19 protein-coding genes and 1 pseudogene are annotated in these 24,289 nt (G+C 38.1%); 11 read left to right on the forward strand and 9 right to left on the reverse strand.

The window, feature by feature from the left end; translation table 11 throughout:
* Positions 1–24 precede the first annotated feature (24 nt).
* The 3 genes from aerG to AC559H_RS13525 all read left to right on the forward strand — a co-directional run bounded on the left by aerG (position 25) and on the right by AC559H_RS13525 (position 5,722).
* Entirely contained in the window at positions 25–4,896 is a 4,872-nt protein-coding gene (aerG, locus tag AC559H_RS13515) for an aeruginoside biosynthesis non-ribosomal peptide synthetase AerG (RefSeq protein WP_051319628.1), read from the forward strand.
* 131 nt (positions 4,897–5,027) lie between these two features.
* A complete protein-coding gene (locus tag AC559H_RS13520; RefSeq protein ID WP_026796159.1) occupies positions 5,028–5,405 on the forward strand; it encodes a 2-oxoglutarate and iron-dependent oxygenase domain-containing protein in 378 nt (125 codons plus the stop codon).
* 23 nt (positions 5,406–5,428) lie between these two features.
* Positions 5,429–5,722: a 2OG-Fe(II) oxygenase family protein gene (locus AC559H_RS13525; RefSeq protein WP_269147410.1), complete on the forward strand. Its 294-nt coding sequence runs from the start codon at positions 5,429–5,431 to the stop codon at positions 5,720–5,722.
* Between the two features lie 99 nt (positions 5,723–5,821).
* Here AC559H_RS13525 and aerI read toward each other — a convergent pair.
* Positions 5,822–7,023: pseudogene (gene aerI, locus AC559H_RS13530) on the reverse strand (aeruginoside biosynthesis putative glycosyltransferase AerI).
* A 226-nt stretch (positions 7,024–7,249) separates the two neighbouring features.
* Between aerI and AC559H_RS13535 the strand changes: the two are divergent.
* The 6 genes from AC559H_RS13535 to psaC all read left to right on the forward strand — a co-directional run bounded on the left by AC559H_RS13535 (position 7,250) and on the right by psaC (position 13,866).
* Complete coding sequence (locus tag AC559H_RS13535) at positions 7,250–7,939, forward strand: sulfotransferase family 2 domain-containing protein (RefSeq protein WP_026785721.1); 690 nt, start codon at positions 7,250–7,252, stop codon at positions 7,937–7,939.
* 36 nt (positions 7,940–7,975) lie between these two features.
* Positions 7,976–9,103 carry a sulfotransferase gene (locus AC559H_RS13540; RefSeq protein WP_026785720.1) on the forward strand — a complete coding sequence of 376 codons (1,128 nt, stop codon included), beginning with the start codon at positions 7,976–7,978 and terminating at the stop codon, positions 9,101–9,103.
* Between the two features lie 63 nt (positions 9,104–9,166).
* Positions 9,167–10,327, forward strand: coding sequence for an aldo/keto reductase (locus AC559H_RS13545; RefSeq protein WP_026796155.1), 1,161 nt, complete (start codon positions 9,167–9,169; stop codon positions 10,325–10,327).
* Positions 10,328–10,451: 124 nt separating this feature from the next.
* Positions 10,452–12,446, forward strand: coding sequence for an ABC transporter ATP-binding protein/permease (locus tag AC559H_RS13550; protein ID WP_026796154.1), 1,995 nt, complete (start codon positions 10,452–10,454; stop codon positions 12,444–12,446).
* An 86-nt stretch (positions 12,447–12,532) separates the two neighbouring features.
* Complete coding sequence (locus AC559H_RS13555) at positions 12,533–13,432, forward strand: CoB--CoM heterodisulfide reductase iron-sulfur subunit B family protein (protein ID WP_373282708.1); 900 nt, start codon at positions 12,533–12,535, stop codon at positions 13,430–13,432.
* Between the two features lie 188 nt (positions 13,433–13,620).
* Positions 13,621–13,866: a photosystem I iron-sulfur center protein PsaC gene (gene psaC / locus AC559H_RS13560; RefSeq protein WP_026785716.1), complete on the forward strand. Its 246-nt coding sequence runs from the start codon at positions 13,621–13,623 to the stop codon at positions 13,864–13,866.
* A gap of 340 nt (positions 13,867–14,206) precedes the next feature.
* On the opposite strand, the gene arsH is transcribed toward psaC, so the two are convergent.
* The 5 genes from arsH to AC559H_RS13585 all read right to left on the reverse strand — a co-directional run bounded on the left by arsH (position 14,207) and on the right by AC559H_RS13585 (position 18,173).
* The gene (gene arsH, locus AC559H_RS13565) at positions 14,207–14,863 is read right to left on the reverse strand and encodes an arsenical resistance protein ArsH (protein ID WP_026796153.1); all 657 of its coding nucleotides are present in this window, start codon (positions 14,861–14,863) and stop codon (positions 14,207–14,209) included.
* A gap of 157 nt (positions 14,864–15,020) precedes the next feature.
* The gene (arsC, locus tag AC559H_RS13570; protein ID WP_026796152.1) at positions 15,021–15,416 is read right to left on the reverse strand and encodes an arsenate reductase, glutathione/glutaredoxin type; all 396 of its coding nucleotides are present in this window, start codon (positions 15,414–15,416) and stop codon (positions 15,021–15,023) included.
* A 58-nt stretch (positions 15,417–15,474) separates the two neighbouring features.
* Positions 15,475–16,623, reverse strand: a complete 1,149-nt coding sequence (gene arsB, locus AC559H_RS13575; protein WP_026796151.1) for an ACR3 family arsenite efflux transporter — start codon at positions 16,621–16,623, stop codon at positions 15,475–15,477.
* A 232-nt stretch (positions 16,624–16,855) separates the two neighbouring features.
* Positions 16,856–17,530: an HAD-IA family hydrolase gene (locus AC559H_RS13580; RefSeq protein WP_026796150.1), complete on the reverse strand. Its 675-nt coding sequence runs from the start codon at positions 17,528–17,530 to the stop codon at positions 16,856–16,858.
* 97 nt (positions 17,531–17,627) lie between these two features.
* A complete protein-coding gene (locus AC559H_RS13585) occupies positions 17,628–18,173 on the reverse strand; it encodes a hypothetical protein (protein ID WP_026785711.1) in 546 nt (181 codons plus the stop codon).
* A 309-nt stretch (positions 18,174–18,482) separates the two neighbouring features.
* Here AC559H_RS13585 and AC559H_RS13590 point away from each other — a divergent pair, with 309 nt between their 5' ends.
* Both AC559H_RS13590 and AC559H_RS13595 read left to right on the forward strand, forming a co-directional pair.
* Entirely contained in the window at positions 18,483–18,698 is a 216-nt protein-coding gene (locus tag AC559H_RS13590) for a DUF7219 family protein (RefSeq protein ID WP_026785710.1), read from the forward strand.
* Positions 18,699–18,791: 93 nt separating this feature from the next.
* The gene (locus AC559H_RS13595) at positions 18,792–19,754 is read left to right on the forward strand and encodes a CHAD domain-containing protein (protein ID WP_026796149.1); all 963 of its coding nucleotides are present in this window, start codon (positions 18,792–18,794) and stop codon (positions 19,752–19,754) included.
* Positions 19,755–19,833: 79 nt separating this feature from the next.
* Here the strand turns inward: AC559H_RS13595 and AC559H_RS13600 are convergent, their stop codons facing one another.
* The 3 genes from AC559H_RS13600 to AC559H_RS13610 form a co-directional block, all read right to left on the reverse strand.
* Positions 19,834–21,507 (reverse strand): DUF3352 domain-containing protein, encoded by a 1,674-nt coding sequence (locus tag AC559H_RS13600; protein WP_237745578.1) that lies wholly within the window; start codon positions 21,505–21,507, stop codon positions 19,834–19,836.
* A 262-nt stretch (positions 21,508–21,769) separates the two neighbouring features.
* Positions 21,770–21,910 (reverse strand): hypothetical protein, encoded by a 141-nt coding sequence (locus AC559H_RS13605; RefSeq protein ID WP_193372507.1) that lies wholly within the window; start codon positions 21,908–21,910, stop codon positions 21,770–21,772.
* A 358-nt stretch (positions 21,911–22,268) separates the two neighbouring features.
* Entirely contained in the window at positions 22,269–24,275 is a 2,007-nt protein-coding gene (locus tag AC559H_RS13610; protein WP_026798525.1) for a bifunctional serine/threonine-protein kinase/formylglycine-generating enzyme family protein, read from the reverse strand.
* Positions 24,276–24,289: the final 14 nt, after the last annotated feature.

Raw genomic sequence — 24,289 nt, forward strand, 5'->3', positions numbered from 1 at the left:
ATCATATATTTTAGGAAAAAAACTATGGTAGCTCCTCAAAAATCCAATCTGACTAAAAAAGATATTGAATCTATTTATCCCCTTTCTCCCACTCAAGAAGGGATGCTATTTCATACTCTCTATAACCCAGAATCTAATACTTATTTTGATCAATTTCAATTAACATTTCAGGGAGAACTAGATATTGAGGCTTTTAATAAATCTTGGCAACAAATACTAGATAGACACACGATTTTACGAACCCAATTTATTTGGAAAAATCGTAAAAAGCCCCTTCAGATCGTGCGTAAACAAGTTAAACTACCTTGGGTTAATATAGACTGGAGATCCCTGTCTCAGAGTGATCAACAAACTCACCTGAATCGTTTCTTAGAAGAAGATAGACAACGAGGTGTTGAAACGGATAAAGCTCCTCTGATGCGATGTACCTTAATTCAATTAGAGAACCAAACTTATCAACTGATTTGGAGTTTTCATCACATCCTCTGTGATGGTTGGAGTTGGCCGATTCTTTTTCAAGAAATCTTCACCTTTTACGATGCAATTAAGCAAGGAAAACAGTGTTATTTACCAACACCTCGCCCTTACCAAGACTATATTAATTGGTTACAACAGCAAGATATTTCCGCCGCAGAAACATTTTGGCGAAAAACCCTTCTGGGGTTTAGTATTCCGACTCCTTTAATCGGAGAACAATCCCGCGAAAGGAATGATAAAACCTACAATATCCGCCAAATCAATCTATCAGCTAAAACCACCGCCAACTTAAAATCTTTTGTAGCTCAAAACCATCTTACTCTTTCTACTTTAGTACAAGCAGCTTGGGCGTTATTACTGAGTCGTTATAGCGGTGAGGAAGATATCGTTTTTGGAAGTGTTGTCTCTGGTCGTCACCCTAGTTTATCAGGGGTAGAATCAATGGTCGGGTTATTTATTAATACCCTACCTGCTAGGGTATTAATCCCAGAAACAACAGAATTATTACCCTGGTTACATCAATTACAAGAACAACACATTCAGCGAGAACAATATTCTTATACTCCACTGGTAGACATTCAAGGATGGAGTGAAATTCCCAGAAACGAGTCTTTATTTGAAAGCATTATCGCCTTTGAAAATTATCCTGCAACAGCAAATTTTTCCGAACTTCCTGGGGGGATAAAAATTATTAATATTGAAGACATCGGACAAACTAATTATCCGCTTGTTTTGCGTGCTGTTCCGCGTCAAGAAATGGCATTAATCATTAATTACGAGGAAAATCGTTTTGATTTACCAACCATTGAACGGATGCTGGGTCATCTGCAAACTTTACTCGAAGAAATGGTGATTAATCCCCATAGTTTCCCTAAAGATTTACCGATTCTTACTCAATCAGAACGGGAAATGTTGTTAGAAGAATGGAACCATACTGAATCTTTATTTCCGATTAGCCAATGTATTCATCAATTATTTGAGGAACAGGTTGAAAAAACACCGAATGCAGTCGCAGTAGTCTATGAAAACCAACAGTTAACCTATCAACAGTTAAACCAAAAGGCGAATCAATTAGCACATTCTTTACAACGCTTAGGAGTTAAACCCGATAGTTTAGTGGCGATCTGTCTTGAACGCTCTTTAGATATGGCTGTAGCAATTTTGGGGACTCTCAAGGCTGGAGGAGCTTGTGTTCCGATTGATACTAAATATCCAGAGGAACGAATTAATTTTATCCTGGCAGATAGTGGGACAAAAGTTGTATTAACACAAAATTCTTTTGCTTCAATGCTGTCTCAAAATTTCTCCCATCATCTGCTGATATTAGAACAGAAATGGGATGATATTACTCAAGAATCCGATCAAAATATTACGATTAAAATCAAGAATGATCATTTAGCTTATCTGATTTATACTTCCGGTTCCACAGGAGTTCCTAAAGGTGTGGCTGTCCCCCATCGCTCCCTCACCAATTTAGTTGAACACCATCGAGATCAAATGCTGACAGGAGGAGGTGTTCTTCAGTTTGCATCTTTTAGCTTTGATGTTAGCTATCACGAAATAGTTGCGGCTTGGTGTTTTGGAGGAACTTTATATATTGCTTCTGAAGATACCCGCCTAGATTTAGATAAATTAGTCAATTTACTTACAAATAATCCTATTGAAAAAGTTATTCTTCCTGTGACTTTGTGGCAGCAAATTGCCGAACTCTATGGAGCAAAACCCGATCTTTTTAAGAATTTAAAAGAAGCCATAACTGCTGGAGAACAACTGCAAATTACTCAACCGATGGTTGAAATGTTTAAAAGTTTAAAAAACTGCACCCTGTATAACTTTTATGGGCCTTCTGAAGCTGATTTAGTCACCGCTTATCGTTTTAGCCATCAACCTGAAGAATGGCCCCTTTATCCTCCCATTGGTAAACCGGCTGTTAATGTCAAAGTTTATTTATTAGATAGTAATTTCCAACCTGTTCCTTTAGGTAGTATAGGAGAGTTATATGTTAGTGGTGCGGGACTCGCTCGCGGTTATTTTAATCGCCCAGAGTTAACCACAGAAAAATTTATTCCTAATCCTTTTCATCAAGATTCTTATTCACGTCTGTATAAAACGGGAGACTTAGCTCGTTATTTGTCAGATGGAAATATTGAGTTTTTAGGACGAATAGATGACCGGGTAAAAATCAGGGGTTATAGTGTTGAATTAGGGGAATTAGAAGCCGTATTAAATAAACATCCCTTCCTAAGTCAAGCTGTGGTTAAAGTCTATGGGGAAAGTGCTAGAGAAAAATATTTATGTGCTTATTTTATTCCCCTGCAATCACAAACAATTACTATTGAACAACTGCGTCACTTTCTCCAAGAACAACTTCCAGAATATATGATTCCTTCCGCCTTCGTCCCGATGGAATCTTTTCCCTTAACTTCTAATGGCAAAGTTGATCGCCGAAAACTCCCAAAACCCACAACTAACAGACCCGAATTAAGTCAAATTTATGTCGCCCCCTCCACTCCTACAGAAGAAATATTAACAGCCATCTGGCAAGATATTTTAGGATTAACTAAAATCGGGGTCAATGACAACTTCTTTACTGTAGGGGGGCATTCTTTATTCGCGACCCAAGTTATTGCGATGACCCGCAAAGCTTTTAATTTGGAATTGCCCATCAGAAGTCTATTTGAATCTCCTACTATTGCTGAATTAGCGAAAAAGATTGAGATCGGAAGTTATCAAGAATTAGAACAAGAAATTATTCCGATTACACGCCAAACCTCTGATTCTGAATTAGTACCAATTTCTTTAACTCAGTTAGAGCTTTGGTTTTTCAACCAATTTTATCCCGATAATTCTGTCTATAATCTACCCTTAATTTATCGAATTGAAGGCTCACTTAACGTTCCTGTACTAGAGCAAAGCTTAAAAGAAATTGTTAAACGTCATCAAACTTTGCGAACTAATTTTATTTGTATAGACGGACAAGTTTTCCAAAAAATTTCGTCTGAACCCCGTTTTGATTTTTCAATTATTGATCTCCAAGGGTTAAGTGAAATAGAACGGGAGCGAGAATCTGAACGATTAGCATCAGAAGAAATTGCTCGAATTTTTGACCTAGAACAAGGTTCATTATTCCGAAGTAAACTTATACAATTAGCTGAAAATGACTATCTGTTTGTTGTCACTATGCACCATATTATTTCTGATGGTTGGTCTTTCGGTGTTTTGATTCGGGAATTAACCTTAATTTACGAAGCGTTTTCTGAGGGTAAACCTTCACCACTACCCCCTTTACCGATTCAATATTCCGATTTTGCCCTGTGGCAATGGCAATCTATAGAAGACAAATCATGGCAATCTCAGCTTGATTTCTGGAAGCAGCATATCGGCGTTAATCCACCAATTTTAAAATTCCCTACTGACCATCCACGGCCCTCTAGGCTAACATTTAAGGAAGCCCATCATCCTATTACTATTTCCCCAGAATTAACTGATGCTTTAAAAAGATTAAGCCAGCAAGAAGGCGTAACTTTATATATGACTTTGTTAGCGACTTTTAAAGCACTCATCCTTTACTATACACAACAGGAAGACATCATTGTTGGTGGTATTATTGCCAATCGTAACAGACCCGAAACACAGGATTTAATTGGACTTTTTGTGCAGTTTCTCCCCTTGTATACAAATGTAGGAGGTAATCCCAATTTTCGAGAATTACTGCGTAGAGTTAAAGAGACGAGCTTAGGATTTTATGCTCATCAGGAAATTCCTTTTATCAAGTTAGTAGAAGAATTAAAACCTATCAGAGAACCTCAATATGCTTTGTTTAATCAGGTGATATTTCTTTTCCAGAATACTCCGAAACAAGATTTAAAATTTGCCAATCTCACTCTAAAAGACCAGTTACTAAAAATATATACAGAAGCAGATACGGCAGAAAATGATTTAACTCTATCCCTCGAAGAAACTGATAACAGCATTGAAGGAATTATATCTTATAAAGTTAATTTATTTACTGCTACAAGTATAGCTAAAATGGGAGAGCAGTTTCTCAAAATTTTAGAAAATATTATTGTTAATCCCCAGGAAAAAATTATGGCTATTTCTCCTTTTTCTGAACAGGAACGTTACTCAATCAATAATTATCACTGCTCTTCACCAGTTAAGGAAGTTAAATCAACTGACTTCATTAAACCACGGAATTTAACTGAAGAATCTTTGCTCAAGATTTGGCAAGAAGTGTTAAATTTAGAAGATATTAGCATTGATGATAACTTTTTTGAACTGGGAGGAACTTCTCAAAAAGTTCTTCAAGTCATAGATAAAGTCACTAAAAAATTGCTGATCGATTTACCCCTGCGTAACTTCTTTGCTAACCCAACCTTAGCCGATTTAGCAGCAACAATTGAGCATCATATCTTATAAATCTATCTTGATTCAGACAATAGACGGGTTATATTGACCGTCTATTTGGCTTTTAAAATCAGGATTATGAATTTTTATTTCAAAATATTGTTTTCTTAATCTTTACTGATAAATTAAATATTGAATTGAGAATGATTACCAAAGATATTGCCATGAATAAAATAGTTCCCGTAATTGATTTTCAGCCCTTTTTTGATGGTGACACAAAGGAAAAGGAAGTTGTGGGCAAACAAATCTATGAAGCTTTTGATCAAGTTGGTTGTATATATCTAAAAAATTACGGTTTTTCCCCCGATTTAGTTAACAAAGCTTTTTCTCAATCTCAGGCTTTTTTTGCTCTACCAATAGAAGACAAACAAAAAATTGCCATGGGCAAGATGAACCCAGGATATGAGCAAGCACGAGATCAAGAGGGAAAAGATTTCAGAGAAGTATTTCATTATGGGTTAGAAAGAACTCCAGAGGAGATAAGTTCTGGTCGCTATCTGGCTACTGCTCCTAATCAATAGCCTGAAAATCTACCAGAATATGGATTCCTGTTCCTCCAATTCCTGGTACGGTAGTAGTTATTATGGAAGATCTGATCCAAAGGTGGACAAATGATCGGCTTTATTCCACGCTGCATCAAGTTTCAATTCCAGAAGAAGACTTCTATAAGGCTCGTTCTAGGTACTCAATTGCCTTTAAGATAACTCCTAATAATGACACAGAAATTCGCTGTGTTGAAACTTGTGTCACCGAGGATAATCCTCTTAAATATCCTCCCATTTCCGTTGATGATTATTATAAAGAGTGGGACGCGAAACACGAAAATACTTATAAGTAGGTAGGCAGAATTAAACATCAAATATCATCGCAGTACCCTAATCTATTTAACAGTAGGATCACAAATTTTCTGAAACTCTACCAATAGAGTTTCACTAATTTATTCCCAAGAAAACTTGTCAACAACTCTTTGGCGTCCAGCTTTTCCCATTTCTTGACTAAGATTTTCATCGGAAAGAAGGCGTAAAATTGCTTCAGCTAGAGCATCAGCGTTACTTCTTTCCACCAATAAACCCGTTTTTTCATCCTCGACAATTTCTGGAAAAGCACCGCTATAAGTAGCAATAACGGGTAATTCCATAGCCATCGCTTCCACTAAGGGAATTCCAAAAGGTTCATTCCACACAGAGGGAAAGATGAAAATGTCCGCATCTTGATAATGTTCAACTAAATTGAGTTGTTCAACCGGCCCAAAGAAACACACTGAATTAGCTGCATTGGGAGAAATAATTTGTCGCAGTTGATCACTATATTCTCCCTGGTAAAATGGAATCAGAGTTTGAACATAAGGATCTTCTGTATTGATCATTTGTATGGGTAATACGCCATATTTTCCTTCTGGCCCGATCAATTTAAGCTGTACTTGGGGATACTGCAAGATCACTTTGTTAAACGCTTCTAGTAAAATATGTAGTCCTTTTTCGGGTGAAATTCTACCCACAAAAAGAAGAGTTTTTATCTCTTTCTTTTTATTTTTTTAGCTTCATTATTAACAACAAAATGATTAATATCCACGCCATTAAAAATTGTTTGACAAGGAACATTAGGAAATCTTGTCCGAATTTGATTGGTAATATAGTCACTACATCCAATCACAAGATCCACCGCTTTTAATTTCCGTTCAATCATTTTAGGATCAAGTTGTGTTAACCACTCAGTCTGTAGAAAGATGACAATTTTTGCCTGTGGATTAAAAGCTCGAATTAGTGGGGAAACATGAAAGGCAAAGTTAATCTGAATAATATCACAATTCTGGGATTGCAAATCTTTTGCTATTTGCCAATAATATTTGAAGTCAGATAAAATTGAAGTAAAAAAAGGACGTTTTGCTGGAAAGATTTTCCAGTCATCCAGTACATATAATAAGCCTAATATTTTATCAATAAAGTTATTGGGAATCCTCCGATATGTAATTCCATCTTCTGAATATTCTAACTCTTGGTGATGAGCAGCTTTTGAACCATAGAAAATCAGATCATTGTCGCGAGCTAAACGAAGTGCTAACTGGTAACAGAGAATACCTGATCCAAATTTGGGAGGTTCAGCCAAAGTCCAAATATAATCAAAGAATGCTATTTTCATGTTTTTTGTTTAGTAATCATAACCGAATATTAATTATTTCATAAAGTTGTTTGTATGACTATAGCTAGTCTACAAAGATTGGTAAACATAAATACAGCCTTATTGTTGATTTATAAGCCGAATTTATATGTTTTATAATCAAATATATAAATTTTATACTAGAGAGGTGAATGCTTCATAGATATGATATAGTTCTTGGTTAAGAATTTCTTCCTTTGGAAAAATCATGATTGTTTCTCATAAGTATAAATTTATTTTTTTTAAAACAGCAAAAACGGCTGGAACCAGCATTGAAATTGCTCTGTCCAAGTTTTGTAGTGAAGATGATCTGATCACCCCGATTATAGAAGAAGATGAAGTCCTTAGAAACAAGCTGGGGTATAGAGGCCCACAAAATTACGATCTTTCGTCTGCTAGTGATGATAACAACTTTTTAAAAGAGCAACAGCCGATCAAATTCTATAATCACATCTCAGCTAGAGAAGTAAAAAATTGGCTGAGTGAGGAAATTTGGAATCAATACTTTAAGTTTTGCTTTGAAAGAAATCCTTGGGATCGTGTTATTTCATGCTACTATCACTATATTAGCTACTTACCTCCCGATGAAGAGATTCCCTCTCTCTCAGATTTTATCAACTCTGATATTATTGGGGGTTTGCGTAAATGGGGATTTGATATTTACACGATCAATGGTGAGGTTGTAGTCAATAAAGTTTGCTTATATGAAAATTTACAAGAAGATATGGAAAACATTCGTTTAAAGCTTGATATTCCAGAAAAAATTACTTTACCTCAAGCCAAAAGACAACATCGAAAAAATAGGAACCATTACAGTGAAACTTTAAATCAACAAGACCAAGAAGTTATCGCAAAACTATTTGAAACAGAAATAAAATTATTTGGATACAAATATTGAAAAGTCAACAATATATCTTAACTTAAATCTATCACAATGCCAGCAAAATTTTTTAAAATCAAGAGCAAAAATAAACCCTATTTCTTAAGTATTCCTTCCCTAGATGATTTTGATTATCAAGAAGCAAATACGGTTGATATTAATATAATCTTGGAAAAGCCTAATATTAGTTTATATTGCCTTGATTTTTCCAGAAAATGGGCAATTTTTGTAGAAACTGATCCAGAGGTTGATATTGATCAATTTCCTTTTTTTTATCAAGGGCAATATGACCATGCAAAAAACCTAATTGCCATTACTTTTTCGGAATTATTAGAAATCGGAAAACAACTAGAAATCCCTGAAAACCTTGTGATTATTTATTCAGTAGGACGCTGTGGATCAACCTTGATTAATTCGGCATTCAATCAGCTAGAAAATACCGTAAGTCTTTCTGAACCTGGTGTCTATGATCAGCTTGTCATTATGCGTCAATGGGATGGAAGTAATGATGCTGAAATTAGTGAATTAATAGAAAGCTGTACCAAAATATTATGTACATCCTCACCATTAGATGATCATTCATATAGATGGGTGATTAAATTGAGAAGTTATGGAATTGAGATAGCAGATCTAATCTTTAAGCATTTTCCCAAAGCCAAAATTATTTTCTTATATCGGGATACTGAAACTTGGATGAAGTCTGCCTTTCGTGCATCTTTAGGAGAAATTCCTAATACAGTTGATTCTCTAAAAGCAATGCAAAATCAAGTCAGTCAAGTTAGTCCCCTAATTCATCAGGATGAACAGGATCAACCCTTATCTTATCTGCAAATTTTAACCTTAGCATGGTTATCAGTCATGGAAGGTTATTTGCGACTCCATCAACAAGGAGTTTTGGCTCTAGCGATTCGTTTTCAGGATTTGATAACAGCACCACAACAGACAATTATAGAGATATTAAAATACTGTGATATACCCACTACCAACCTAACCCAAATATTTGAAGTATTGCAGAAAGATTCACAAGCTGATACTATTTTATCAAAAGCCAATCTCAACAATCAACAAGTTAAGTTAACTCAAGAAGATTTAAAGGAGATCAGAGCAACTTTACAAGAACATTCAACCATCAAGACTTCTGATTTTATAGTCCCTAATACATTACAGCTAGGAGAATTTTGAATTCCACTTAGAAGCCCAAGAAATTACAATTAATTAGAATCCACTAATTTATAGCTAGATAAAATGAAATATCGTAGATTTGGACGTACAGAAATTCCCATGCCTATTTTTTCTTGCGGGGGTATGCGTTACATTTATGATGAGTTTAAAGAGTATCCTCAAGAACAAATTCCCCTGGATAATCAACAAAATTTAGAAGCGACCATCCGCCGCTCCCTAGAAATTGGTATTAATCACCATGAAACTGCTCGAATGTATGGCACATCTGAGATGCAGTTAGGGGAAATTTTGCCGAAACTACCCCGTCAAAAACTGATTATACAAACGAAAGTTACACCCCAATCTGATCCTCAACAATTTCGTCATTTATTTGAACAATCCTTAGCTTATTTAGGACTAGATTATGTTGACTTGTTGACGATACATGGTATTAATTACAAACCACAACTAGATGAAACTATTCGTCCTGGTGGGTGTCTTGATGTAGTTAAACAATTACAAATGGAGGGGAAAGTTCGCTTTAGGGGATTTTCTACCCATGGGCCGACAAACCTAATCATCAAAACCATTGAAACCGATCAATTTGATTATGTAAATCTGCATTGGTACTATATTAATCAATTCAACTGGTCAGCAATTGAAGCCGCCAATCGTTATGACATGGGGGTGTTTATTATTAGTCCTTCGGATAAAGGGGGAATGCTTTACAAACCGCCCCAAAAATTAGTAGACTTGTGCTATCCTCTGAGTCCGATGCTATTTAATGATCTGTTTTGTTTGAGCCATCCCCAAGTTCATACATTAAGTCTAGGTGCAGCCAAACCTTCGGATTTTGATGAACATTTAAAAGTGATCGAACTTTTAGAAAAAGCCGATGAAATTTTACCTCCAATTATAAATCGTTTGGAAACAGAAGCGATCGCTAAATTAGGCGAAAGTTGGTTTCATACTTGGGATATTGGTTTACCTTCCTATCAAAAAACTCCTGGGGAAATCAATATTCCCGTCATCTTATGGTTAAGAAATTTAGCTTTAGCATACGATATGTTTGACTTTGCCAAAAGGCGTTACAATCACTTAAAAACTCGTGATCCCTGGTTTCCGGGTAACACAGCCGCAGGATTATCCGAATTTGACTTAGAGCCTGATCTAAAAAACAGTCCCCATCGAGATAAAATTGTCGCAATACTAGAAGATGCCCATCAGCTATTAAATATTGCATAAACCATCTTTTTTTGTTTGCGTCAGTCTTGTCCTTTGGCAGAACATGGTATGCTTAATTATTATCTAAATCAATAGATAAGCATTGAAAATTATAACGTCCCTCCCGTAACATCAGGAAAACCCAATGAATGTTTCAGAAAAAAGCTCAGAGCATATCGATCTCAAAGAGGATGTCAAAACTTTTAATAAATCTCTACAACAATTTTTAGGGTTTCTTCAAGTTTATTGGTATCCAAAAGAAACCCAGGATAGAGCCTTTTCAGAGATTATTCGCTCTTGGGGAATGATCTGTTTATTATTTTTATTATTGGTGGGAATCGTTGGTTTTAATGCTTTTAATAGCTTCGTTTTTAGAGACTTAATTGATTTTACTGAATCAAAAGATTTATCTAAATTAACTCATCTAGTAATAATTTATAGTATAGCCCTTGGGAGTATGACCCTATTAACAGGGTTTTCTAAATTTCTTAAAAAGATAATTGCACTCGATTGGTATCAATGGATCAACAATAATATTTTGAATCAATATTTTAAAAATCGGGCTTATTATCAAATTAATTTTAAAGAAAACATTAAAAATCCCGATCAACGTTTGGCTCAAGAAATTGAGCCGATCACTAAAACAACGATGAATTTTTTAACCACCTGCGTCGAAAAGTTCATGGAGATGATGGTTTTTATTGTCATTCTCTGGTCAATTTCTCAAACCATTTCTATTATCCTGATTATTTATACGATTCTTGGCAACATTCTGTCTACCTATATTACTCAACAATTAAATAAAATTAGCAAACAAGAATTAGAAATGGAAGCAAACTATAATTATGCCCTGACTCATGTTCGTAACCATGCAGAATCCATTGCTTTTTTTAGGGGCGAAGAAAAAGAATTAAATATTATTCAGCGAAAATTCAATCGGGTGATGGAAATAGTTACTAATAGAATTAATTGGGAAAGAAACCAAGATTTTTTTAACAAAGGCTTCCAATCCATTGTTCAAATATTTCCTTTCTTAATTGTCTCTCCCTTATATATTAGTGGTCAAATTGAGTTGGGAGAAGTCAACCAAGCCAGCTATTGTTGCTATTTCTTTTCAACGGCGTTATCCGTATTAGTAGAGGAATTTGGTAGGTCAGGTGAGTTTATCAATTATATTGAACGTTTAGATAGCTTTTCCCAAGCCTTAGAAGCCGTCGGGTACCAATCTAACCCGGTGAATACCATTAAAGTTATTGAAAACGATCATCTTGCTTTTGAGAATGTTACCTTACAAACACCAGACTTTACCAAAGTCATCGTCGAACATTTATCAGTTTCAGTTGAACCCGGTGAAGGTTTATTAATTGTAGGGCCAAGTGGTCGAGGGAAAAGTTCTCTTTTACGCGCCATTTCTGGGTTATGGAATACAGGTACAGGGGATTTAGTGCGACCGCCCCTAGATGACATCTTATTTTTACCGCAACGTCCTTATATCATTTTAGGAACCTTGCGCGAACAGCTAATTTATCCTCAGACAACAAATCCAATTAGTGATTCAGAATTAAAAGAAATCTTGCACCAAGTTAACCTACAAAATGTCCTGACTCGAATCGAAAATTTTGATGAGGAACTTCCTTGGGAAAGTATTTTATCTTTGGGAGAACAACAACGTCTTGCCTTTGCTCGACTGTTAGTTAATCATCCTAACTTCGTTATTTTAGATGAAGCTACCAGTGCTTTAGACTTAAAAAATGAGGATAATTTATATAAACAGTTACAAGAAACTGGTAAGACATTTATTAGTGTCGGACATCGGGAAAGTTTGTTTAATTATCATCAAAAAGTTTTAGAAATGTCAGAGGATTCTAGTTGGCGTTTAGTTGACATTAAAGACTATCCTGTGAGCGCAGTGTTCCCTCTTAATCCCAACAATACAAAAGCAAGTCTTGAAACCGTAGAAATTCTGTCAGAAATTGATCAGAAAAATCATTTTTCCCATCAAGAAATACAAAAATTAACCCGTTATAGCTTAAGTACCATCAAAAATAAAGCCAGTCGAGGTCAAACGATTGTTGCTGATGATGGTTTTACCTATCGTTATGACAAAACCCTCGATCAATTAAAATGGGTGAGAATTTAGCAACTCTGTCTTTGGGCGTGCTTGTAATTCTTAATTCTTAATTCCTCGCCATCGCTGTAAGTACATTCGTAGAGAAGGTTATTCCTATGCCATCCTTGAAATATGCCTATTTTCCTGGCTGTGTTGCCCAGGGAGCTTGTCGAGAACTGTATCAGTCTACGCAAGTTCTCACCCAAGCGTTAGGTATTGAACTAATTGAACTGAAAAAGGCATCTTGCTGCGGTTCAGGAACCTTCAAAGAAGATTCCCGACTGTTGGAAGATACGGTCAATGCCCGGAATATTGCCTTAGCAGAAGAACTAAATTTACCCTTACTGACCCATTGCAGCACCTGTCAGGGGGTAATTGGTCACGTTGACGAACGGTTAAAAGAATTTCAGGAAAATGATCCAGCCTATATTGAAAAAGTGAATGGGTTACTTAGCAAAGAAGGTTGTTCACCCTATCAAGGAACAACGGAAGTTAAACACCTGCTGTGGGCCTTAGTCGCCGATTATGGTTTAGCCGAAATTGAACTCCGAGTCCGTCGCAAACTATCGGGTTTGAAGTGTGCTGCCTTTTATGGTTGCTATCTCCTCCGTGCTCAAACCCATTTGCCCTATGATGACCCCCAGCAACCGGAATCCATGGAAAACCTGTTTCGGGCTGTAGGGGCAACTCCGGTCTATTATCGGGGGAGAACCCAATGCTGCGGTTGGCCTCTATCGAGTTACGCCACGGAATCCGCCTTTCAAATGGCTGGAAACCATATTCAAGAGGCAATTGATCACGGTGCAGATTGTCTGGTTACGCCCTGTCCCCTGTGTCATCTGAATTTAGATTCACGTCAACCGGAAGTGGAAAAAGTGATCGGTCGTCCCTTGGGTTTACCTGTCCTCCATCTTCCCCAATTAGTGGCCCTTGCCCTGGATATTGACCCCAAACAACTGGGTTTAGACCGCCATGTTGTTTCCACAAAGTCTGTGTTGGACAAAATTAGAGCCTGAACTGTGAACTATTAGGGCGGGAAATATTACATTGTTTAAAGTTTTATCGCCTTATGTGTATTGGAAGTGAAACACTGGAGTATTGTGATGCAATATATGGGATGATCCCGCTCCTATTAAGCTGGACTTCTAACCTGTATTTAGGGCAGAACTTGTAACATTTTGATATCTACTGGAGAAATCATTCAATGTCTCATTCAGTCAAAATTTACGATACCTGTATCGGCTGTACTCAGTGCGTTCGCGCTTGCCCCACTGACGTCCTAGAGATGGTTCCCTGGGATGGTTGCAAGGCGGCTCAGGTAGCTTCCTCTCCCCGCACCGAAGATTGTGTCGGCTGCAAACGTTGTGAAACCGCCTGTCCTACGGATTTCTTGAGTATTCGGGTTTATCTCGGCGCTGAAACCACTCGTAGTATGGCTCTAGCCTACTAAACTCTGCCTGAAAGCGGGTGTTTATCTCAATCCATAATGTATTGCTTTCACCGGAAAGGATACAGTGGGTTCAATCTTTACGGAGGGGGGAAATTCCACCCTCTTTTTTGTTGAGATGTTGACGGTTGACTGGGTTGGCACGGATATTGACAAAACCGATCACCAGGGACGGGTTTATAGCAACCGCCAAGGCAGTTAAGACACCAGACGGATCTTAGAACCCAGACGGTGAAGTATTTTCTCCCCTGTTCCCTCCCTGCCCTAGCCCCCCGTGCACGGGCGGGGGCTGTTCCGGTGTTCCCTCCCCCCTAGCCCCCCGTGCACGGGGGGTTTGGGGGGGCTATTCCCTATTCCCTGCTATAAAAGTTTTACCAATATCAATCATCGTTTCCTGAACTCCTTTTTCTTTTCTTTCACTATAGCGATCGCTTAAATAATCAGCCTGTCCTCTTAATAACAATGTAAATTTATAGAGTTCCTCCATCACGTCAACCAAGCGATCTCGATAGGGGGAATCCTTCATCACCCCATCTTCATCGAACTCTTGATAGGCTTTAGCCACCGAAGACTGATTAGGAATGGTAAACATCCGCATCCAGCGCCCCAAAATTCGTAGGGTGTTCACCGCATTAAAAGACTGGGAACCGCCACAAACCTGCATCACGGCCAAAGTTCGGCCCTGGGTTGGTCTAATCGCCCCCATGGTCAGGGGAATCCAATCAATTTGATTTTTCATCACCCCACTAATTTGGCCATGGAGTTCTGGACTTGACCAGACTTGGCCCTCTGACCACAAACTCAATTCCCGTAACTCCTGAACTTTGGGGTGAGTATCCGGTACGCTTCCATAAATAGGCAATTCTCGTGGGTCAAAAAACCTGACTTCTGCACCAAAATCCTGAATAATTAGGGCTGCTTCTTCTGCTAATAAACGACTATAAGACCGTCCTCTTAAGGAGCCGTATAATAATAGAATTCGAGGTGGATGATTAGACATATATTAGGTAATGGGGATCACAGATTAAAGAGGATTTCACGGATTTCACGGATTTTAATCTGCGTAATCCTCTTAAATCCGTGATTGGGAATGGGTAATGGTAATAGCTAGATTTCATATTACCCTAGCCAGGGAGGACGCTGGCACTGTAACAATATTAATTTAGAGTATCAATTAACTTTTGAACTCTTTGTTTAATTTCATCTCTAACTCGATGAAAAGTTTCTAACGGTTGTCCGTCGGGATCATCTAATTGCCAATCTTCAAAAACTTCTCGAATTACCCAAGATTCAGGTAAGTTTACACCACAACCACACAGAGAAATCACCGCATCATAATCTTCTGCTTGGAAATCACTTAAAGGGTTAGAAGTTTGATTGGTAATATCAATTCCGATTTCATCCATCACTTGAATTGCCGTAGGATGCACCCGACTCGCTTCTAAACCGGAACTGGTGACGGCTATTTTTCCGGCTCCTAAAGTTCTAGCAAATCCTTCCGCCATTTGAGAACGGCAAGAATTTCTTTTGCAAACAAACATAACTTTTTTCATGTAAATCTCCAATGTTTAGAATAGCTAAATGATCTAAAAAATCAGGATATTTATTGATTTAACCCTTAAAACAACGCGGATCAAGTAAACTGGCTTTTTCTGGTTCTCTGGGGAACCAAAAAGCTGTTTTTTTACAAAGTTCAACTAACATTAACATTACTGGAACTTCAATTAATACCCCCACAACCGTTGCTAAAGCAGCACCGGAATTTAATCCAAATAAGGTTACGGCTGTTGCGATCGCTACTTCAAAATGATTACTCGCCCCAATTAAAGCCGCCGGAGCCGCATCTTCATAGGATAGTTTCATTTTTAAAGCTACAAGATAGCTAATCAGAAAGATAAAATTGGTTTGGATAAATAAAGGAACTGCAATTAACAGAATATGAAAGGGATTGTTAACAATCAATTCTCCTTTAAAGGCAAATAGTAACACCAAAGTAATCAACAATGCAGATATGGCAATCGGGCTTAAATAATGCAGAAATTCCCGTTCAAACCAAGCCTTACCCTTGTTTTTAAAAATCCAATAGCGACTATACATTCCCGCAGCTAAAGGCAATCCAACATAAATTATAACCGACAAAAAAATCGTTAGCCAAGGAACAGTTAAATCATTTGCTGCTAGTAACCAACGCCCTAACGGTGCATATAAAAATAACATCGCTAAGGAATTAACCGCCACCATCACTAAAGTATGACCTTGATTCCCATAACATAGATAACCCCACATCAAAACCATCGCGGTACAGGGAGCAATTCCTAATAAAATAGTTCCCGCAATATAGGAATTTGCCAAAGAAACTTCCTGTCCTCCGATCAGTTCTGTTCCAGTAATTAAAGGACGAAATAACCATCCCAAAAAGAACTGAGAAAACGCCACCATTGTAAAGGGTTTAATTAACCAATTTACAACTAAAGTTAGTAATACTGGTTTCGGGGCGTGGATAGCGTTTACAGCCTGGGTAAAATCAATTTTTACCATGATGGGATACATCATAAAAAACAGGCAAATGGCAATGGGAATTGAGATTTGATAGACGCTCATCGAGTCCAAAGTAACCGCAACTCCGGGGAATAAACGCCCTAAAATAATACCGCCAATAATACATAAAAACACCCAAACGGTTAGGTATTTTTCAAAAATACTTAGTTTACCCCCAGCTTGCACTGCTGATGGGTTAACTTGAGGTGAATTTCTACTCATTAAACCTCCTGAAAAATCAGTATTCTGCTTTGTGTCTTTGTGTCTTTGTGGTTAAATTAGGCCTTAATAGCCATCTAAATCATATCAAATTTTTTTGATATGTCAAGTTAAAAAAAGGTTAAGATTCTTTTAGATCATCTAAAAATGCTAAATTAGTCCGGTAAAGATTAGGGAAAATAGGAAAATTGCGATCGCTAATTTCCCCTTAAAAATCTCATCTTAGAATTATTAATTAAAACTTTGGTAACTGCCATAACTCCGGTTCAAATTCACTTAGAGAATTAAGAATTTGATCAGCTTCTTGATAAAGGGATTTATCCATATCCGACGAGGGAACTGCTATTACGGACATTCCCGCCGCCCGAGCCGCAGAAACCCCCGCCAAGGCATCTTCAAAGACTAAACAGTTTTCGGGATTTGCCCCTAAACGTTGTGCGACTAATAGGAAAATATCCGGTGCGGGTTTGCCATTTTTAAGTTCAGGATCATCTCCCCTAACAATAGATTGAAACAGGGAAAACCATTGTTGATGACTTTGGGTTTTTGCGGTAAAAGGGCGATTTCCTGAACTGGTTGCGATCGCTTGGGGAATATTATGAGCCGCCAGATGTTCCGTGAGAAAAACCGCTCCCTCTAAGGGCAAAACATGGGGATACAATTGATAAATAATGGCATCTTTTCGCTCTAAAAATTGTTCAACAGTTACTGACAATTCCAACTCCTGAATTAAGAGTTTAACGGAATCATGGGATTTTCTCCCCCTAACTTTACAACCGAGGGCATGATCAATAGTTTTGCCATAATAGTTGGCAACCATTTGATTAACTTTCGTATGAAGGGGTTCTGTATCTAACAGTAAACCGTCTAAATCGTAAATAACGTGGGTAATTTTGTTAAAATTTGGCATTGGTCAAGGAATAAAGCATTATAATTATTATGAATTAAATTGACTGATAAATCAAGAGATCAAAATTATCGGGAATCAAACCGAAAATCAATTGAGTCTAGGGTGTTAATTGCCAAGATTGATGACAAGTCCAAGATTGATCTAGGTGTCGCTGATAAAACCTTAATTCCCAGTCCGCTTGGGCGTAGGGATTAATTTGATTTTGAGCTAAATCTTGTAATTGTCGAGCGTGTTGGGGCTGAAATTCATAGGCTAAACTCAAATGGAGCCAAGTTTTTAATCGCAAGGCTTCTAAACGAGTTGCTGAATTGACTAATTGACTAAAATGAATCAATAACAATGGAATGCCTTGGGCTTGTAATTCCAAACCATACCAAGTGGCTTGAAATGTCATTTGAGTCACATTAATCTTTAAGGGAATCGCGGTTAATTGTGCGGTATTGTAAGCGGTTTCTATGGCTTGAATATATAGGTTAATTTGTGATTCTTGATCTTGAAAAAAGCCAGTTAAGGTACAATGGGGCATATAATTATGGGCAGCATTTGATCCGCACAATTTCAGACTTTCTTGATAAAAGGTTTCAATTTGTTCCGCTAATTCTCCCTGGGGACAAGCATAAACAATAAATTGACTGAGTGACATATAGCAGGAAATAGGGAGTACAGTATGGTTTTAACATGACAAATGTTTCCTTAAACAAATCTTAATAAGATCATCAGTATTTTACTAGATGACTTTAGTTAAATTTAGGTAATCTTAGGATTAAATTTAATTTAATTTTTTCTAAAAAATAAAAATTTAAACAATAGTATTATTTTTTAAAGTAATTATAACTTTTGTAAAAAAATCTAATAATTGAATCCCTTGACTTTAATATCTTTTTGCTTTAAGATAGGATTTTAGTTTTAGAATAAACAGTATAACTAGAATTTGCAGAATTTGGATATAATTATGAGATCAACCCCAGATTTTTTTGATCAGACTCAGATTGATCATTGGGAAACTCAGATCCCTCCTGTATCTAATCAAGCTCAATTACAAGGGTTTGTGATTGATATTACCCAAATTTTTAGCTTAGAAACCCAAGGAACACTCTCTTCCAGACAAGCCTATAGCCAGATTAAGCAGTTAGTCACGGAATTACAAAACAGTGTGATTAATGACTAAACTCAATTTTATAACAATCTTAAATCCTCTGTAAAAACTATTTGGGATTGTTATAATAAGACGGTTATCAATTAGTATTTTTAGGTGCTTATAATGGAAACAACAATTAATCCTCAAACCCAGACTTTAGGATATTCGGCGGTACAAGCGATTCAGAAACATCTGGAAAAAGTTATTAGTCATGAATCTGAAGTTTTGAAAGATCATGATCCTGAAGAATTACATCAAATGCGGGTCGCAATGCGACGGTTAAGATCGGCGGTAGTTGGGTTTGCTCCAGTATTAAAATTACCTGAATCTGCCCAGGATGAAAAAATTGGTAGAATTGCCCGTCGTTTGGGAAAATTGCGAGATTTAGATGTTTTATTAGAAATATTACAAAATACTTATTATTCACAATTACCGCCATCGGAACAAGAAATTTTAGATAAAATATTAATAGATTGGATCAAACAACGTCATAAAGCTTTTCGAGTTGTGGAATGGAGTTTAGAACATAAAATATATCAAAACTTGAAAGAAGATTTACAAGATTGGATAAAAGAACCTAGTTTTACAACTCTGGAAGCACTACCAATTAATGAAGTCTTACCGGATTTATTACTTCCCCAAATTAGTCATTTATTCCTGCATCCAGGTTGGCAAGTGGGAATCAATCAAGATCCAGTTAATTCTGCTGAAATTACTTCAGAAACCTTAGAAATAATCTTAGATAAACAGGGAGAATCTTTGCACGATTTAAGAAAGCAAGCTAAGAAAGTCCGTTATCAAATGAGTTTGTTTACTGATTTTTATAGTCCTAAATATTCAACTTATTTAGAAGATATCAAAGCCATTCAAGAACATTTAGGAGATATTCAAGATAGTATGGTTTTGATGGAAAAAATAGCTGATAAAATCCCATCAAAAATTAGGTCTAAACTTCCAACTTTTATCAATCTTCTAGCGGAAAAACGCTATGAATCTTGGCAAAAATGGCAAGAACTTCAACAGCGTTATTTAAAGGCTGAAAATCGCCAGGAATTTCGCTTAGAATTACTGCATCCTGTGATCTAGGAGGGAATAATAAAACCGTCAAAGTCCCCCTTTTTAATGGGGATTTAGGGGGATCTAATCTCATGCTAAAACATAGTATTTAAGGTTCTTTTTTGGGAGTTGCAGTTGCAGGAAGTTGAGTGCTAGGGGTTTTAATTTTAACAAAAATATCATAACGGCTGGTGCGATCGCTTATAATTGCAGTAGTTAATCCAATTGATTGAATCGCATCAATCCATAACTTTTGACCCGGGGGAAGTTGAGGTAAGGATAGAGTTCTAACATTCGGATTAAATACCCGTTCAAGATTTATAAAAAAGTTGCCATTATTGGGGTTTAATCCCATTGGAACAGTTTGCTGAAATAGCGGATTAGCAGTGATTTGAGCTTGAGGTAAAGGTACAATTTGATCCGCCACCGCTCCCCCCAAAGTAACAAAAGCCACATCGGATTCTAACCAACCACGAGTTACCATAAATCCCCCAAAGGGAGACACCCATTGCACCGCCGATTGCTCCTTAACTTTAATTTCACTAACCTTAAATTTCTTATTCTTCATCACCTCATCTAACTGGGTTAAAGCTTTATCCGCCACCGTCCGATCAGAAACCTTTACCATTAATACTAACCCCGCCGTAAATCGTTCTAAAGCTCTAGGATTTGGATTAGCTGGAACTAAAGATAAAGAAAATTCTCCTCCCATCCAATTTAGAACATCTTTTTCTAACTCCATCCCCGTCGCTGATTTAAAACTAGAACTCAAAACTTGAGGATTCAAGGGCGCTATCGGATTAGCATTTGCCCCTTGAGTATAATCTTCCCAAACCCGTTTTAAATTACTTCCAGAAACCATCATTAATGTATTTTCTGGAATCCGAGGTAGAATCTCTTGAGCTTTATTTTCAACGGTAAATTTTTTCTGACTATTCGGTTTTAACCAAGACACTCCCTTAAACCCAACTCCCTGAGATTCTAAACTAATATTAGTTGCTAATCCTTGATGCTGTTGTACCTGTTCTAAATTTTTATCAGGAATCGGATTAGGAGAACGATAGGAGGCAATTTTTGTGGCGACGGGAATATTTAGGTAAACTTGAGCAAAGGGATTAGTAGTTTTAATCGTCTCTAAATTAGCAGCATATCCAGGGGTTTTCGCTAAAGAATCTGAACCTCTATAAGTATCAATTACCCGTTCAGTTGCATTCGGATCGGTGGTGACAACTAAAAAATCTTGTCCCAGGACAGAAATCGAATAATTCTGTTTAGGATTTCCCTGGGTTTCAATAATATCAACCCCTCGATAGGAGCGCTGAGTAGTTTGGCCCTGTTGTAGTGTTCTCGGTCGTGATAATAATTCTTTAGCTTTGGTAGGGTTAGCAATAGGAAGCACCACCACCATCGTCTGTTGATTTAAGGAGGTGGAAGTATCAGAGTTAGGAGCAGTCCCAGAAATCAAGCTAGAATTAGGTAAAGAAGCGATCATTACTTCTTGACCGACCCAAGGCTGAATATCCTGTTGATAATTATAGCCATTGTCTGTAAATACCCGATTTTGCCAATTTTTGAGAATATCTTGCAACGCCGCTTGAGATTGAACCGTACCGTATTGGCTTAATTTATCCCATTGTTGGGGATTTGTGGAGAGGGATACAGCCACCATTGCTTCCTGGGGTACAACATTCGCACCCAGGGGAACACCTTCTAAAAATTTACGCGAAACTAAACCGTAGTAGGCTGCAATTCCACCTCCTACCAGCAGTGTCGCAACTCCCACAGTCAAAACTAGATTGGGTTTGATTTTTTGGATCATGAATAGCAAGGATGGCTCTAGCCTGTAAACAAAATGATTCGGTGTCGAGGGAGATTTTAACCCAGGGGGTTGCACTTTGCAAATTCCCCTCGTCCCTCGTTGCTAGGTTCTACCTAGCAATGCCTTCTTGCAGGCTCCGCCTGCTTCTTGACCGGAGGCAGAGCCTCCTGTTGGGGTTCCCTGGTGGAACCAGGGGAACCAGAGGAACCAGAGGTAGTGCTGTGGTTTATGAAATAATTTCGATGGGGATTAATCCCGGTAAATCTTGATAGTTTCGATAACTAGAATATCGCCAGTGTAGGGGATCGTCAATATAACCGCGTTTGACTGGATTGTTATGAATATAGTCTAATTTTTGCCATAACATTTCTTCTGTGAGAATGGCTTGAGGATGAAAGCCTTCTTGCCAAAGTTGATATTCTTGATCGGTTTTATGGGGAAGTTTAGCGGCTTTAAGTTGAGTTAAGAGGTGATGACTTTGATTTTGTTTTAATTGATCAATAATGGAACGAGCAGTAAAGGGTTTTCGGGTTGAATGATCTGAATTATTACATAACGACCCCCTCGTTGCTAGGTTCTACCTAGCAATGCCTTCTTGCAGGCTCCGCCTGCTTCTTGACTGGAGGCAGAGCCTCCGTTATCGGTTCCCTGGTGGAACCAGGGGAACCAGGTAAAAAAAAAAAAAGAAAGAAGGGTAAAGGGCAAAAGGGCTAAAGAAAACAGGGCTAAAAGTCCTGCACACTAACCAGGGACGCACCAACAACCCAACAAACCCGAAAGCCGACGTAGTTGTTGAAGCTGTCGGGGTGAGCGGCGCCACGATTAGCAGAACGGCAGTAACCAGGATAGTCGAACCACGAACCGCCCCGCACACATTTTGATTGAGTATTTGTATTTACGCCCGACTCCCAAACACTGCCATCTGTCGGCGCACTATTATAATTTTCATGCCAAGGGTCGGCGCACCATTCCCAAACGTTACCGTGCATATCGTATAATCCAAAGGCGTTGGGGGGAAAACTACCCACAGCAGTTGTCTTTTCTCGATAAATCCCTTTTGGGCCGGAGCCGTAGGTAGAGTTGCCGTTATAGTTGACTAAATCGGTAGTGATGGTTTCACCGAAATAAAACGGGGTGGTAGTTGCAGCGCGACAGGCATATTCCCATTCGGCTTCACTGGGTAAACGATAGGTATGTCCGGTAAATTGAGAGAGGCGATCGCAAAATTCTACGGCTTCAAACCAATTTACCTGTTCAACGGGCAAGTTATCCCCTTTAAAATTGGAGGGGTCGGGCTTCAGATCAATCTGACGTTTGGGTAAACCTGCTACCGCTCGCCATTGGGCTTGAGTGACGGCATATTGACCCATCAAAAAAGAGGCTATATTAACAGTATGCTGCGGCCCTTCATCATCTGATCGTCCTAGTTCACTGCTAGGGGAACCCATGAGGAACGTCCCGGCTGGAATTACGACTAAATCTAATATGATCCCATTGATATTTTCACTCAAAATTTGGGCTTGGGCTTGCCAACGGTTGTTGATTTGTCCCGTTGAGTTGACGGTTACGGTTTCAAAGCTAACGGTTTTGAAGGGACTGGGTGAGGGGGTTGGTGTCGGGGTTGGGGTTGGTGTCGGTGTCGGGGTTGGTGTCGGGGTTGGTTGGGGAGATATGGGGGTAGAAGTAGAGTTATTTTCAGGAGAAGAAATAATCAGTTTTTCCCCAGCTAATGCGACCAAAAATCCGATACCACTAAAAGCCGCAAATTGTAATATTGTTCGTCGGGTTGTGGTAGGGTCTGGAGTCAGTATTGTGCTAGGAGCGGGTGTTGGGGTGGGAGCGGGTGTTGGGTTGGGAGCGGGTGTTGGGATGGGAGTCGGTATTGGGGTGGGAGCAGGTGTTGGGGTGGGAAATAAGGTGGAAAGAGCTTCTAATGTTTCATCGGCATCTTGATAGCGCCCAGAAAAGTGATCCCGCACCATTTTATCTAAGAAATTCCCGAATTGATCACTAACTTGGGCTTGATTTCGCCAAAGGACTTCTCCGGTATTATAATCATGGGGCAAAGTCTCAGGTATTCTTCCCGTTAGGGCTTGTATTCCAACCATTCCAACGGCATAAATATCACTGGCGAGTTTGGGGTGTCCCTTCGCTTGTTCACCGGGCATATAACCCAGAGTTCCTATCGCAATGGTAAGGCTGGTTTGTCCTTGAGCATTGACAATTAAGGTTCCAAGTTCTTTAACTGCTCCAAAGTCAATTAGGATAATTTTACCATCACTACGTCGCATTAAATTAGAGGGTTTAATATCTCTATGGATGATATTTTGTCGATGAACAATAGCTAAAATTTCTAGGATATTTTTTAATAATTTAATAACAGCAGATTCAGTTAATCTTTTCCCTGGTGTGATTTCTTTGGTAAGATCATAGCCGTCAATAAGTTGTTGAACAAAATAAAATTCTCCCTGTTCTTCAAAGTGGGCAAATAATTTGGGAATGCGTTCATCTAAAAGACTCAGTTTATAGAGAGCGATAGCTTCTTTTTCAAATAGCTGTCGAGCAATTATTAATAGGGCGGGGGTGGGATTTTGGGGTTTAAGATGTTTGACAACACAGTGGGGATGTCCGGGTAGGTCTAAGTCTTTAGCGAGGTAGGTTTCACCAAAACTTCCTCGTCCCAGGAATTGTATAATTTGATAACGGTTACGGAGGGTTCGACCTACTAGCATAATTGTGACTATCG

Source organism: Planktothrix prolifica NIVA-CYA 540 (assembly GCF_963864145.1).
Lineage (GTDB): Bacteria > Cyanobacteriota > Cyanobacteriia > Cyanobacteriales > Microcoleaceae > Planktothrix > Planktothrix agardhii.

Bases quoted from the DNA above. Each gene is read 5' to 3' on its own strand.
- psaC (WP_026785716.1), top strand. From the start codon at position 13,621: ATGTCTCATTCAGTCAAAATTTACGATACCTGTATCGGCTGTACTCAG.
- AC559H_RS13520 (WP_026796159.1), top strand. From the start codon at position 5,028: ATGATTACCAAAGATATTGCCATGAATAAAATAGTTCCCGTAATTGAT.
- AC559H_RS13590 (WP_026785710.1), top strand. From the start codon at position 18,483: ATGAGATCAACCCCAGATTTTTTTGATCAGACTCAGATTGATCATTGG.
- arsH (WP_026796153.1), bottom strand. From the start codon at position 14,863: ATGTCTAATCATCCACCTCGAATTCTATTATTATACGGCTCCTTAAGA.
- AC559H_RS13550 (WP_026796154.1), top strand. From the start codon at position 10,452: ATGAATGTTTCAGAAAAAAGCTCAGAGCATATCGATCTCAAAGAGGAT.
- AC559H_RS13535 (WP_026785721.1), top strand. From the start codon at position 7,250: ATGATTGTTTCTCATAAGTATAAATTTATTTTTTTTAAAACAGCAAAA.
- AC559H_RS13580 (WP_026796150.1), bottom strand. From the start codon at position 17,530: ATGCCAAATTTTAACAAAATTACCCACGTTATTTACGATTTAGACGGT.
- AC559H_RS13540 (WP_026785720.1), top strand. From the start codon at position 7,976: ATGCCAGCAAAATTTTTTAAAATCAAGAGCAAAAATAAACCCTATTTC.
- AC559H_RS13555 (WP_373282708.1), top strand. From the start codon at position 12,533: ATGCCATCCTTGAAATATGCCTATTTTCCTGGCTGTGTTGCCCAGGGA.
- AC559H_RS13585 (WP_026785711.1), bottom strand. From the start codon at position 18,173: ATGTCACTCAGTCAATTTATTGTTTATGCTTGTCCCCAGGGAGAATTA.
- AC559H_RS13595 (WP_026796149.1), top strand. From the start codon at position 18,792: ATGGAAACAACAATTAATCCTCAAACCCAGACTTTAGGATATTCGGCG.
- aerG (WP_051319628.1), top strand. From the start codon at position 25: ATGGTAGCTCCTCAAAAATCCAATCTGACTAAAAAAGATATTGAATCT.
- arsB (WP_026796151.1), bottom strand. From the start codon at position 16,623: ATGAGTAGAAATTCACCTCAAGTTAACCCATCAGCAGTGCAAGCTGGG.
- AC559H_RS13610 (WP_026798525.1), bottom strand. From the start codon at position 24,275: ATGCTAGTAGGTCGAACCCTCCGTAACCGTTATCAAATTATACAATTC.
- AC559H_RS13545 (WP_026796155.1), top strand. From the start codon at position 9,167: ATGAAATATCGTAGATTTGGACGTACAGAAATTCCCATGCCTATTTTT.
- AC559H_RS13605 (WP_193372507.1), bottom strand. From the start codon at position 21,910: ATGTTATGGCAAAAATTAGACTATATTCATAACAATCCAGTCAAACGC.
- arsC (WP_026796152.1), bottom strand. From the start codon at position 15,416: ATGAAAAAAGTTATGTTTGTTTGCAAAAGAAATTCTTGCCGTTCTCAA.